Here is a 12,855-nt window from a genome sequence, read left to right as displayed (position 1 = left end):
TGTAGGTCATTCCATGGAAGAACGGCAAGCCCTCGCCGCCTTCGCGGCCCTCGGCCAGGAGCATCGGTTCCGGGTCGTGCGCGCCCTCGTCACCGCCGGGCCGGACGGTCTCGCCGCCGGCGTGCTGGCGAGCGAGGTCGGCGTCGCCGGCAACAACCTGTCCTTCCACCTGAAGGAGCTCTCCCATGCCGGGCTGATCACCTCCCGGCGGGAGGGCAAGTCGGTCATCTACAGCGCCGCCTATGACGGCCTGTCCGACCTGATCGCCTTCCTGATGCGCGACTGCTGCCAGGGCCGACCGGAGGTCTGCGCCCCCGTCGCCGCCGCCCTGTCCGCCTGCGATTGCCCCACCGGAGACACCGCCCATGCCTGAGGCGTTCGACGTCGTCGTCTACCACAATCCCGCCTGCGGCACGTCCCGCAACACCCTGGCGATGATCCGCAACGCGGGGGTCGAGCCGCACGTGGTCGAGTATCTCAAGACGCCCCCGAGCCGGGCGCTCCTCAAGCAACTGCTCGCCCGCGCCGGCCTCACGGTGCGCGACGCGCTGCGCGAGAAGGGCACGCCCCACGCCGAGCTCGGCCTCGCCGACCCGACGCTGACCGACGACCAACTCCTCGACGCCGTCGAGGCCCATCCGGTGCTGCTCAACCGACCGCTGGTGGTGAGCCCGAAGGGCGTGCGCCTGTGCCGGCCCTCCGAGGCGGTGCTGGACCTGCTGCCCGCCCAGCGGGGCGAGTTCGTGAAGGAGGACGGCGAGCGCGTCGTCGACGGGCACGGCCGCCGCGTCGCCACCGCCGAGGCCCCATGAGCACCTTCGAACGCTACCTGACCCTCTGGGTCGCCCTCTGCATCGTGGCCGGCATCGCGCTCGGCCACGTCATGCCGGGGTTCTTCCACGCCGTCGGCGCCGCAGAGATCGCCAAGGTGAACCTGCCGGTGGCGGTCCTGATCTGGCTCATGGTCATCCCCATGCTGCTCAAGATCGACTTCGCCTCCCTTGGACACGTCGGCCGGCACTGGCGCGGCATCGGCGTGACGCTGTTCGTCAACTGGGCGGTGAAGCCGCTCTCGATGGCCGCGCTCGGCTGGCTGTTCATCGGGTACCTGTTCCGGCCCTCCCTGCCCGCCGACCAGGTCGACAGCTACATCGCCGGGCTCATCATCCTGGCGGCGGCGCCCTGCACCGCCATGGTGTTCGTCTGGTCGAACCTGACCCGGGGCGAGCCGCACTTCACCCTGAGCCAGGTGGCGCTCAACGACACAATCATGGTGGTGGCCTTCGCCCCCATCGTCGGCCTGCTGCTCGGGCTCTCGGCGATCACGGTGCCCTGGGGGACGCTGGTGCTGTCGGTGGTCCTCTACATCGTCATTCCTGTGGTGATTGCGCAGTTGGTCCGCCGGAGCCTGCTCGCAGGGGGCGGCCAGCCGGCGCTTGACCGTCTGCTTGGCACGCTAGGGCCCGTCTCGCTGGTGGCGCTGTTGGCCACCCTGGTGCTGCTGTTCGGCTTCCAGGGCGAGCAGATCCTGGCCCAGCCGGCGGTGATCGGCCTGCTCGCGGTGCCCATCCTGATCCAGGTCTACCTGAACTCGGGGCTGGCCTACCTCCTGAACCGCGCGGCCGGCGAGCCGCACTGCGTCGCCGGCCCCTCGGCGCTGATCGGCGCCTCGAACTTCTTCGAGCTCGCGGTGGCCGCCGCCATCAGCCTGTTCGGCTTCAACTCGGGCGCGGCGCTGGCCACCGTGGTCGGCGTCCTCATCGAGGTGCCGGTCATGCTGTCGGTCGTGTGGATCGTGAACCGTTCCCAGGGGTGGTACGAGCGCGGAGCGGCGGCCAAGGGGGCGGTGCGGAAGCCCGCCGCCCGTGAGGTCTGAGAAGCGCAGCCGCCGCCTCCTCCTTTCCGCCTGGGCCCGCGGTGGAGAACCTCGCCCGCGGTGGGTCCTTCCAGCTGCCGGCGGTGCTCGCCGGGGCCATGGCCGTCGACACGGGTGGGCCGCTCACCGGGGTGGACGGGGGGCCTATCCATCGGCCTGTCGGCAGCGGCCGATTTGCGAATGTCGGCTTGGCATCTGCCTCGTGGGGCACGTGGCCGGAGGCTGCCGCCCTGCCGAGCCGCAGAGGACTCGATTTGTCTCGGCCGTCACGTCGAAGGGCCGCCGTCGCGAGGCGGCCCTCCGTCACTCAAGTGCATCGTCCCGAAAGCTGGAAACCGGCTTTCGGAAAGAGACGATGGGGCACAACAACGGAGAGCATCGTCCTGGATCCGATATCCAGGACGATGCTCGAGGTTGCTGCAATGCGGAACGTTGGGATCCGGACGCAGAGCACAGGCTCTGTCACGCGTCAGGCGTGGGCCAGGATCGCCAGCAGCAGCAGGGCGATGATGTTGGTGATCTTGATCGCCGGGTTCACGGCGGGTCCGGCCGTGTCCTTGTAGGGGTCGCCGACGGTGTCGCCGGTCACCGCAGCCTTGTGGGCGTCCGAGCCCTTGCCGCCGTGGTGGCCGTCCTCGATGTACTTCTTGGCGTTGTCCCAGGCGCCGCCGCCGGACGTCATCGAGATCGCGACGTAGAGGCCGGTGAGGATCACGCCGAGCAGCGAGGCGCCCACCGTGGCGAAGGCCTGCCCCTTGCCCGCGATCGCCTGGATCACGAAGAACAGCACCACCGGCATCAGAACCGGCAGCAGCGAGGGGATGATCATCTCCTTGATCGCCGCCCGCGTCAGCATGTCGACGGCCCGGCCGTAATCGGGCCGGTCGGTGCCCCGCATGATGCCGGGCTTCTCGCGGAACTGGCGGCGGACTTCCTCCACCACGGCGCCGGCGGCGCGGCCCACCGCCGTCATCGCCATGCCGGCGAACAGGAACGGGATCAGGCCGCCCAAGAGCAGGCCGACCACGACGTAGGGGTTGGAGAGCGAGAAATCGACGGTGACGCCCTGGAAGAAGCGGTACTGCGTCGGGCTGGCATTGGCGATGAAGTAGTTCAGGTCCGAGGTGTAGGCGGCAAACAGCACCAGCGCGCCCAGCCCCGCCGAGCCGATGGCGTAGCCCTTGGTGACCGCCTTGGTGGTGTTGCCGACCGCATCCAGCGCGTCGGTGGCCTTGCGCACGTCGGAGGGCAGGCCGGACATCTCGGCGATGCCGCCGGCGTTGTCGGTGACCGGGCCGAAGGCGTCGAGCGCCACGATGAAGCCCGCGAGCGCCAGCATGGCGGTCACCGCGATGGCGATGCCGAACAGGCCGGCGAGCGCGTAGGTGGCGATGATGCCCGCCACGATGATGATCGCGGGCAGCGCGGTCGATTCGAGCGAGATCGCCAGACCCTGGATCACGTTGGTGCCGTGGCCGGTGACCGAGGATTCGGCGATCGACTTCACGGGGCGGAAGTTCGTGCCGGTATAGTACTCGGTAATGACGACGATCAGCGCCGTGATGACGAGGCCGAGCACCGCGCAGCCGAACAGGGCGCCCGAGGAGAAGGTCGTGCCGGTGTTCGTCGTGAAGGTGGTCGAGAAGCCGCCGAACAGGGCGAAGTTCACCGCCGCGATGGCGGCGACCGAGAGGACGCCCGCGGCGATCAGGCCCTTGTAGAGCGCGCCCATGATCGACTGGTTGGCGCCGAGCTTGACCGCGTAGCTGCCGGCGATGGAGGTGACGATGCAGGCCGCCCCGATGGCGAGCGGGTAGATCATCATGGTTTCGAGCACGGCGGCGTTGCCGGCGAAGAAGATCGCGGCAAGCACCATGGTGGCGACCACCGTGACCGCGTAGGTCTCGAACAGGTCGGCGGCCATGCCGGCGCAGTCGCCGACATTGTCGCCGACATTGTCCGCGATGGTGGCCGGGTTGCGCGGATCGTCCTCCGGAATGCCGGCCTCGACCTTGCCGACGAGGTCGCCGCCGACATCGGCGCCCTTGGTGAAGATGCCGCCGCCGAGGCGCGCGAAGATCGAGATCAGCGAGGCGCCGAAGCCGAGGGCGACCAGCGCGTCGATCACCTCGCGGCTGCCCGGCGCCAGCCCTGCGCCGCGGGTGAGATAGAGGTAGTAGAAGGCCACACCGAGCAGCGCGAGGCCGGCGACCAGCATGCCCGTGACCGCGCCCGACTTGAACGCCACGTCGAGCCCGCCGCCCAGCGACTGCGTCGCGGCCTGCGCCGTACGGACGTTGGCGCGCACCGACACGTTCATGCCGATGAAGCCCGCCGCGCCCGAGAGCACCGCGCCGATCAGGAAGCCGATGGCGACCTTGATTCCGAGGAAGTAGGCCAGGAGCCCGAACAGGAGGATGCCGACGAGGCCGATCGTGAGGTACTGGCGCTTGAGATAGGCCTGCGCGCCCTCGGCGATGGCGCCTGCGATCTCCTGCATGCGCTGTGTTCCCGCGTCCCGTCGCATCACGTCGCGGATGGTCACGACACCGTAGGCGACGGCGCAGAGCCCGCCCACGATGATCAGCAAGAGTGCGGTCATTCGTGCGTCCTTGGATTTTGATTGTGGTTTTCCGAGCTTGGCCGGGATGGCCACGGGACGTGCTGCTCGGGTCTTCGGCGCCCTCCCTGAAAGAGCGGAACTTGATTGCCAAACTTCAGCGTGGAGCGCAAACGCCCGGCGCGAGCGAAACCCGTTTCGGCGGCGAAGTTGAACGATAATTACAGAATTTTACTTTGTGCGATGCAATATTTGCGATGCACAAAGGTGTTTTGTCTTATGAAATGAGAAGAATTCAGACCTATCGCATCGACAGCGACGCCAAGCACCGGCGAGCGGTCGCGCGCGGGCGGCGGCGGTGCTAAACGGGTCCGCCCGCGCAACCCCGAAGGCCGACCGACCTGTGAGCCAAACCGAGATCGACGCCGAGATCGACGTCGCCGTCGAGGATTCCCGTTGGGAAGAGGCGATCCCCGACCTCGAAGCCTTCGCGATCCGTGCCGTCGAGGCGGGGCTCGCCATCGCCCCCGATTCGCCGGCCGGGCCGGTCGAGGTCAGCGTGCTGCTGACCGACGACGCGGCGGTGCGGGAATTGAACCGCACGTGGCGCGGCAAGGACAACGCGACCAACGTCCTCTCCTTCCCGGCGCCCGCGCAACCCTCCCATCCCGGCGCGCCGCGCCCGCTGGGCGATGTCGTCCTTGCGTATGAGACGCTCGTGCGCGAGACTGGCGAGCAGTCGAAGCCGCTGGCGCATCATCTCGCCCATCTCCTGGTCCATGGCACCCTTCACCTCCTCGGACAGGACCACGAGACCGGCGAGGCGGAAGCCGAGGCCATGGAGGCGCTCGAAGTCGCCGCCCTTCGCACCCTCGACATCCCAGACCCCTACGAGGGTTGAATCGCGGCCGATCCGGCCGTCCCGATCCCTCCGACACAGAGACCGATGACCAACGACCGAAGTCGCGGCGCGGCCCTTGCCGCGCCGACCGCCGACGCCGAACCGCCGCCTCGCGAGGCGTGGTACGATCGTCTGCTCAGCGTCTTCCACCTGCGCCAGCGCGATTCCCTGCGCGCCGGCATCGAGGAGGCGCTGGCCGAGCCCGATACCGGCGAGGACGCGTTCTCGCCCCTCGAACGGGCCATGCTCAAGAACGTGCTGGGCCTGCACAAGGTGCGGGTCGACGACGTGATGGTGCCCCGCGCCGACATCGTCGCGGTCGCCGTCGAGACCAGCCTCAGCGACCTGCTCAAGCTGTTCCGCACCGCCGGCCATTCGCGCCTGCCGGTCTACGGCGAGACGCTCGACGACCCCCGCGGCATGGTCCACATCCGCGACTTCGTCGAATACCTCGCCGCCAAGGCCGAGGCCGCCCCCCGCCGCGCCCCGCCCGCGCCGGCGAGTGCCGGTGCGCCGGACGCGACCGCGGAGGCCAAGCCCGCCCCCCGGCCCCGGCGCCAGCCCGCGTCGCGGGCGCTCCGCGGGCTCGATCTCGGCAAGGTCGATCTCTCGGCCACGCTCGCCTCCACCCGCATCCAGCGCCCCGTCCTGTTCGTGCCGCCCTCCATGCCGGCGATCGACCTGCTGGTGCGGATGCAGGCGACGCGCACCCACATGGCGCTGGTCATCGACGAGTATGGCGGCACCGACGGCCTGATCTCGATCGAGGACCTGATCGAGATGGTGGTCGGCGACATCGAGGACGAGCACGACGTGGCCGAGGGCCATCTGATCCACCGCCTGGAGGGCGAGTCGGAGGCCTTCGTGGCCGATGCCCGCGCGGGCCTCGCCGAGGTGGCCGAGATCACCGGCGTCGACCTCGTCGCGGCGGTCGGCGAGATGGCCGAGGAGATCGACACGATCGGCGGCCTGATCGTGACGCTCGCCGGCCGGGTGCCGTCCCGCGGCGAAGTGATCGCCGGCCCCGGCGACATCGAGTTCGAGGTGCTCGACGCCGATCCCCGCCGGGTGAAGCGGATCAAGCTCCAGCGGGCGCCGGCCAAGATCAGCACCGTGGTCCCGCTCGCCCTGCCGCCGCCGCGCTCAGCCGTGACGGACGGGCCCCAGGCCGCCGAATCCGGCCATTGATCGAAAGACGAGCCGTGAGCCGGTCATGACAGCGCGTTCCGCCCGCGTGGCCGGTGAGGCTTCGCGCCCGGATGCGGCGCGCGTCGGTTTGCTCGACGGGCTGGCGCATCGCGTCATCCTCAGCCACCGCTGGGGCCGGTTCGGGCTCGCCGTCGCGGCAGGGGCCCTCGGGGCGCTGGCGATGCCGCCCTACGGGCTGTTTCCGGCGCTCATCGTCTCGCTCAGCGTCGCGGTCTGGCTGATCGACGGGGCGAGCGTCGGCGGCTCGCTCCGGCGCACGCTGCAGAGCAGCGCCTGGATCGGCTGGGCCTGGGGCTTCGGCTACTTCACCGCGGGCCTGTGGTGGCTCGGCGCCGCCTTCCTCGTGGAGGCGGACCAGTTCGCCTGGGCGATGCCGCTGGGCGTGCTCGGCCTGCCCGCCGTGCTCGCATTGTTCTTCGCCGTGGGATTCGCCGCCGCGCGGCTGGTGTGGTCGCGCGGGCCGGCGCGGATCGCCGCGCTCGCCTTCGGCCTCGCTGGGGCCGAGTGGCTGCGCGGGCATCTGTTCACGGGGTTTCCCTGGAACACGCTGGGCATGGCGCTGGGCTCCAATCTGTGGACGATGCAGGCGGCCTCGGTCATCGGCCTCTATGGGCTGACGCTGCTGGCGATCCTGATCGCCGCGGCGCCCGCGACGCTGGCCACCGGCACGACCGCGCGCGGACGCACCGCGCCCTCGCTCGTGGCGCTCGTCGCCCTGGCCGGACTCGCCGCCTACGGCGCCTTGCGGCTGCCGGCCTCGCCCGATCCGACGGTGGCGGGCGTGCGCCTGCGGCTGATCCAGCCCAACGTGCCGCAGGACGCCCGCTTCCGCGCCGACATGCGTGACGAGATCGTCGGCAAATATCTGGAGATGAGCGACCGGGCGCTCTCGCCGGAGCGCACCGGCATCAGTGACGTCACCCACCTGATCTGGCCGGAATCGGCCTTCCCGTTCCTGATCCAGCGCGATCCCCAGGCGCTCGGGCGGATCGGCGCGGCCCTGCCGGAGGGCAAGCAGCTCGTCACCGGCGCGGCGCGGGGGCGCGAGCCGCTGACCCGCGAGAACGCGGTGTTCCACAACTCGATCCTGACCATCGGCCCCGGCGGGCGGATCGGCGAGGTCTACGACAAGGTCCATCTCGTGCCCTTCGGCGAGTATCTGCCGGGGCCGTTCGACGCCGCCTTGCGGGCGGTGGGCCTGCGCCAGTTCGTGGCGGTGCCGGGCGGCTTCACGCCGGGGAGCCGCGAGGGCCAGCGCATCCTCTCTGTCCCGGGCCTGCCGCCGGTGGCGGCGACGATCTGTTACGAGGCGATCTTTCCCGGCGCGATCCTGCCGCCCGCCGCGCCCGAGGCGGCCCCGGCGGTGCCGGGCCTGATCCTGAACCTCACCAACGATGCGTGGTTCGGCGACACGCCGGGCCCGCGCCAGCACTTCGCCCAGGCGCGGCTCAGGGCGGTGGAGGAGGGGCTGCCGCTGGTGCGCGACGCCAATTCCGGCATCTCGGCGGTGGTGGACGGCCACGGTCGTATCCTGGCGAGCCTGCCGCTCGGCAGCGAGGGCGTGCTCGATTCCGCGCTGCCCCAGCGGCTGCCGGGCCGCACCCTCTACGCGCGATTCGGGGATGCATCCTTCGGGCTCGGCCTGCTCGCCTGCCTCGGCCTCGCGCTGATGGCCCGCCGTCGCGCCTGACGCGACGATCCGATCATTCCGGCAGCCCCGGATTTAATCCCAGCACTTATCAATCGACTGAGACACTTAGCCGTTGGAGCCCAACGCGCTCTCGGGCGTTTCAACCGTCAATGGGAGGCGCGGCCGGTCACGGGACCGCATCACGCGGCCTCTAGAGACGGGAAACCTCACCATGAAGCGTATTCTCACGGCCTCGGCCGCCCTGGTCGGCGCGCTGGCCTTCATGCCGGCCAGCGCGGATGCGCAGGGTCGTGCAGGCGTCGGCCTCGGCGGTGGCGGCGCCCTCGGAATCGGTGCCGGCGGCGGCCGGGTCGGCGGCTTCGGCGGTGGCGGCGGCATCGGCCGGGTCGGCGGCGGCGGCTTCCAGGGCAATGCGGGCTTCGCGCGCAATGCCGGCGTCGGCGGCTATGGCCGTCCCGGCATCGGCCTCGGTCAGGCCGGCGCGCTGGGCATCCCCGGCAACGGCATCGGCGCGGGTCGCGGCTACGGAGCCGGATACGGCGTCGGGCGCCCCGGATATGGCGCCGGCTACGGCTACAACCGCCCCGGCTACGGCTACGGCTATGGCCGCGGCTGGAACCGCGGTCGCGGCTACGGCTACGGCGGCGTGGGTCTCGGCCTCGGGCTCGGCCTCGCGACGGGCGCCGCCCTCGGCTACGGCGCCGGGTATGGCTATCCGGGCTACGGCTACGGCGGCTATTACGACAACGGCTACTACGCCCCGGCCGGCTATTACGGCACCGAGACGGTGGTCGAAGCCGCGCCCACCCGCGACGACGAGTACTGCGCCCGCCGCTTCAAGACCTACGACCCGGCCACCGGCACCTATATCGGCAAGGGCGGCATCCGCCGCTCCTGCCCGTAACCGACCGGACGGGAGGCCGGCGCCCGCCGGCCTTCCCATCGCCCGAACCGAAAAGGAAAACCCCGCCGACCTTACGGTCGAGCGGGGTTTTCCTTTTCATGCTCCCTCGGGCCGCGGACCGCCCGAGAGGTGTCGGGATCGGTTACTCGGCGGCGACCTTGTGGGCCTGCGTGCCGTCGGCATAGGTCTCGGCCTTCAGGCGCTTGCCCGGGGCGGCGCGGCCCGGCAGCGGCGGAAGGGCCTTGGCCTTCTCCAGATCGATCCCGGCGCCTTCCGCGACGCGGCGGCCGTAATCCTCGTCGGCATGCCAGAAGTGCCAGACCATCCGCAGCTGGATCGGCTCCGGGCACTGCTTCATGTCGGCGACGAGGTTGGCGATCAGGTCGTCGCGCTCCCAGTCCTGGAACGAGCGGTAGCGCACGCCGGCCTGGGTGTAGTCGTCCTCGGTGCGCGAGGTCTGGTAGCGGCCGAGCCGCCCCTCGACCGGCTGGTGGTACTCGGTCTTCTTCGGTGCCTCGGCGAGGCCCTCACCGAGCGTCGAGGGCTCGTAGTTGATGTGCTTGTTCTTGCCGGTGCCGTCCACCGCATAGGCCATCTGGCCGTCGCGCTGGTTCGAGTAGACCTTCACGCCGGGCTGCGGCGCGTTGATCGGCAACTGGAGGTAGTTGGCGCCGACGCGGTAGCGCTGCGTGTCCGAGTAGGACAGCGTCCGGCCCTGCAGCATCTTGTCGTCCGAGAAGTCGATGCCATCGACGAGCACGCCGGTGCCGAAGGCCGACTGCTCGACTTCCGCGAAAAAGTTGTCCGGCACGCGGTCGAGCACCATCCGGCCGACCGGCAGCAGGGGGAAGTCCTCGACCGGCCACAGCTTGGTGTCGTCGAGCGGATCGAACGACAGGTGGTCGTTCGGGCCGTCGGGCATGATCTGGACGCAGAATTCCCACTCGGGGAAGTTGCCCGCCTGGATGTTGTCGTAGAGGTCACGGGTGGCGTGGCCGACATCCTTGGCCTGGATCTCGGAGGCCTGGGCCGAGGTCAGGTTGCGCACGCCGAGCTTGGGCTCGAAGTGGAACTTGCAGAGCACCGCCTCGCCCTTGTCGTTGACGAGCTTGTAGGTGTTGACGCCCGAGCCTTCCATCTCGCGATAGTTGGCCGGGATGCCCCAGGGCGACTTGAGGTGCGTCACCATGTGGATCGACTCGGGGTGCTGGGCCACGAAGTCGAAGAAGCGCCACGCCTCCTGGCGGTTCGTCACCGGGTCCGGCTTGAACGCGTGGATCATGTCGGGGAACTTGATCGCGTCGCGGATGAAGAAGACCTTGAGGTTGTTGCCCACGAGGTCCCAGTTGCCCTCGACGGTCTTGAACTTCACGGCAAACCCGCGCGGGTCGCGCTCGGTCTCAGGGCTCTCCTTGGCGCCGGCCACGGTCGAGAAGCGCACGAAGACCGGGGTCTTCACGCCGGTCTCGTTCAGCACGCGGGCGCGGGTGTACTTGGAGGCCGGCTCGTTGCCGATCTTGCCGTAGGCCTCGAAATAGCCGTGCGCCCCGGCGCCGCGGGCGTGGACGACGCGCTCCGGGATGCGCTCGCGGTCGAAATGGGTGATCTTCTCGATGAACTGGTAGTTCTCGAGGGTGGCGGGTCCCCGCTCGCCGACCGTGCGCGTGCTCTGGTTGTCGCGGACCGGATGGCCCTGGCGGGTCGTCAGAATCGGGCGGTTCTCGCTCATGCGGTACTCTCTCCTCGGGTGGAACGGCGGGCGGCCCGGCCCCGTGGGGCGAGACAATAGCCTGGAACCGTTCTGGGTTGCCGGTATGACCGCTGGATGACCCATTGGCAAATGCATCGTCACAAAGAGCGTGATAGATGCAGGCTATGAACCTCTCCGGTCTCTCGCTCCGTGACCTCGAATACGTCGTGGCTTTGGCCGACGAGGGCCATTTCGGCCGCGCCGCCGAGCGCTGCAACGTCAGCCAGCCGACGCTCTCGGTGCAGGTGCGCAAACTGGAGAACCATCTGGGGCTGGCCTTGTTCGAACGGTCCAACCGCGGCGTGCTCCTGACGCTCGCCGGGCAGGGGATCGTCCGGCAGGCCCGCGTGGTGCTGGCCGAGGCGCAGCGCCTGCTGGCGCTGGCCGTCGAGGGCCGCGGCTCGCCGCTGACCGGGCGGCTCGTGCTCGCCGCGATCCAGACGCTCGGGCCCTACTATTTCCCCCTGATCCTGCGGCTCCTGCGCCAAGAATTCCCGTTGCTGACGCTGGCGCTTTCCGAGGCGCGGACCGCCGAGATCCTCGACGGGTTGCGCGACGGGCGCATCGACGCGGCTTTGCTCTCGCTGCCGGTGGCGGCCTCGGGACTGACGCTGTCGCCGCTCTTCGTCGAGCCGTTTCGACTGGCCTGCCCGGTCGATCACCCGCTGGCGCAAGGCGCGCCGCCGCGGGCCGACACGGTCGGCGGGCCCGACCTCCTGCTCTTGGACGAGGGCAATTGCCTGCGCGACCAGACCATCGCGGCCTGCGGCGCGCCGCGGGCCGTCGGGCGCCACGCCACCAGCCTGGAGACCCTGCGCTCGATGGTGGCGGCGGGGGCGGGCTACACCCTGATCCCGGCGCTCGCCGTCCCCGCCGGCCCCGACCCGAGCGGGCTCACCGTCACCCGCGCCTTCGAGGGGGAGGGGCCCGGCCGCACGGTGGCGCTCGCGTGGCGCTCCAGCGATCCGCGGGCGGCGGGGTTGGCCTCGCTCGCCGCGTTCTTTCGAACTCATGCGCCCGCGAGCACGCGGGCGTTTCGGGAGGGGGAGGAATTGGCGGGCGGCGCGCTCGCTTGAGGCCTCCCGTCAGCCCCCGATCCGCTCCGCCGCGAACCGCTCGCGCAGCCACGCCGCGGCGGGGCCGCAGGGGCGTTGCTTGTGCCAGACCAGTTCCAGCGCGATCGGCCAGTCGCCCTGGTCGAATTGCAGGTCGGGCGTGACGAGGTACGGCGCGGTCTGCGAGGCGGCGATGACGTGGTCGGTGACGAAGGCCCAGCCGATGCCGTGCTTGACCATCTCCAGGATCACCCAGTGGCTCTCGACCCACCACACCTCGGCGGCGACCCGCAGGCGGCGCTTTTCCGGGCCGTCGCTGCGGGCGGCGACGAGAATCTGGCGATGGCGCTTCAGCTCCTCCCACTCCACCCGCGCCTTGGCGAGGGGATGGTCGCGCCCGCAGACGAGCTTGAGCGGCACCCAGCCGATGGTCTGGAAGCCGAGTTCGGTCGGCAGCACCTCCTGGCGCCACATCACGCCGAGATCGGCCGCGCCCGACTGCACCATGCGGCTGACATCCTCCATCAGCGGGAACAGCAGTTCCAGCTCGACGAAGGGGAAGCGCTTCGCGAAGTCGGCGAAGAGGGCACCCAGGGCGTGCTCGGGATAGATCTCGTCGATCGCCACGACGAGGCGGTTCTCCACCCGCTGTTCGAGGCTGCGGGCCACGCCGATCAGATGCTCGCGCCGGTCGAGCACGACGCGGGCTTCCAGAAGCAGCCGCTCCCCCGCCGGGGTCAGCACCGGGTTGCGCCCGGCCCGGCTGAACAACGCCACCCCGAGATCGGTCTCGAGATTGGCCACCTGGGTGCTGACGGCCGACTGCGCCTTGCGGAGCGTCCGGGCGGCGCCGGAAAACGAGCCGGCCTCGGCGGCCGCGACGAAGGCTTGGAGCTGGTCGAGCGAGACGGCCATCTATCTGTCTTATCGATACGTCCTAACTTGCCGC

At 70.1% G+C, this 12,855-nt stretch carries 11 protein-coding genes; 8 read left to right on the top strand and 3 right to left on the bottom strand.

What is annotated here, in order from left to right; genetic code table 11:
* The first annotated feature begins 13 nt into the window (after positions 1-13).
* From BM140_RS02625 to arsB, 3 genes are read left to right on the top strand one after another with little or no spacing between them, the layout of a single operon-like run.
* The gene (locus BM140_RS02625) at positions 14-373 is read left to right on the top strand and encodes an ArsR/SmtB family transcription factor (protein ID WP_091941629.1); all 360 of its coding nucleotides are present in this window, start codon (positions 14-16) and stop codon (positions 371-373) included.
* Positions 366-812: an arsenate reductase (glutaredoxin) gene (gene arsC / locus BM140_RS02620; RefSeq protein ID WP_091941627.1), complete on the top strand. Its 447-nt coding sequence runs from the start codon at positions 366-368 to the stop codon at positions 810-812. The genes BM140_RS02625 and arsC overlap by 8 nt, the downstream gene beginning before the upstream one ends.
* Positions 809-1,876, top strand: a complete 1,068-nt coding sequence (arsB, locus tag BM140_RS02615; RefSeq protein ID WP_091941623.1) for an ACR3 family arsenite efflux transporter — start codon at positions 809-811, stop codon at positions 1,874-1,876. The genes arsC and arsB overlap by 4 nt, the downstream gene beginning before the upstream one ends.
* 469 nt (positions 1,877-2,345) lie before the next feature.
* On the opposite strand, the gene BM140_RS02610 is transcribed toward arsB, so the two are convergent.
* Positions 2,346-4,478: a sodium-translocating pyrophosphatase gene (locus tag BM140_RS02610; protein ID WP_091941621.1), complete on the bottom strand. Its 2,133-nt coding sequence runs from the start codon at positions 4,476-4,478 to the stop codon at positions 2,346-2,348.
* Between the two features lie 376 nt (positions 4,479-4,854).
* On the opposite strand from BM140_RS02610, the gene ybeY reads away from it, so the two are divergent.
* The 4 genes from ybeY to BM140_RS02590 all read left to right on the top strand — a co-directional run bounded on the left by ybeY (position 4,855) and on the right by BM140_RS02590 (position 9,101).
* Complete coding sequence (ybeY, locus tag BM140_RS02605) at positions 4,855-5,337, top strand: rRNA maturation RNase YbeY (RefSeq protein ID WP_091941760.1); 483 nt, start codon at positions 4,855-4,857, stop codon at positions 5,335-5,337.
* 45 nt (positions 5,338-5,382) lie between these two features.
* Positions 5,383-6,525, top strand: a complete 1,143-nt coding sequence (locus tag BM140_RS02600) for a hemolysin family protein (protein WP_091941619.1) — start codon at positions 5,383-5,385, stop codon at positions 6,523-6,525.
* Positions 6,526-6,550: 25 nt separating this feature from the next.
* The gene (gene lnt / locus BM140_RS02595; RefSeq protein WP_091941617.1) at positions 6,551-8,236 is read left to right on the top strand and encodes an apolipoprotein N-acyltransferase; all 1,686 of its coding nucleotides are present in this window, start codon (positions 6,551-6,553) and stop codon (positions 8,234-8,236) included.
* A gap of 172 nt (positions 8,237-8,408) precedes the next feature.
* Entirely contained in the window at positions 8,409-9,101 is a 693-nt protein-coding gene (locus BM140_RS02590; RefSeq protein ID WP_091941615.1) for a BA14K family protein, read from the top strand.
* A gap of 142 nt (positions 9,102-9,243) precedes the next feature.
* Here BM140_RS02590 and BM140_RS02585 read toward each other — a convergent pair whose 3' ends face one another.
* The gene (locus BM140_RS02585) at positions 9,244-10,830 is read right to left on the bottom strand and encodes a catalase (RefSeq protein ID WP_091941613.1); all 1,587 of its coding nucleotides are present in this window, start codon (positions 10,828-10,830) and stop codon (positions 9,244-9,246) included.
* Positions 10,831-10,976: 146 nt separating this feature from the next.
* Between BM140_RS02585 and BM140_RS02580 the strand changes: the two genes are divergently transcribed.
* Complete coding sequence (locus BM140_RS02580) at positions 10,977-11,927, top strand: LysR substrate-binding domain-containing protein (RefSeq protein ID WP_091941611.1); 951 nt, start codon at positions 10,977-10,979, stop codon at positions 11,925-11,927.
* Positions 11,928-11,936: 9 nt separating this feature from the next.
* Here BM140_RS02580 and BM140_RS02575 read toward each other — a convergent pair whose 3' ends face one another.
* On the bottom strand, positions 11,937-12,821 hold the full coding sequence (locus tag BM140_RS02575) for a LysR family transcriptional regulator (RefSeq protein WP_091941609.1): 885 nt from the start codon (positions 12,819-12,821) through the stop codon (positions 11,937-11,939).
* Positions 12,822-12,855 lie beyond the last annotated feature (34 nt).

This window comes from Methylorubrum salsuginis (assembly GCF_900114375.1).
Taxonomy (GTDB): Bacteria; Pseudomonadota; Alphaproteobacteria; order Rhizobiales; family Beijerinckiaceae; genus Methylobacterium; species Methylobacterium salsuginis.
Note: the sequence above shows the minus strand (reverse complement) of the source record. Positions and strands in the feature narration are given on the sequence as shown.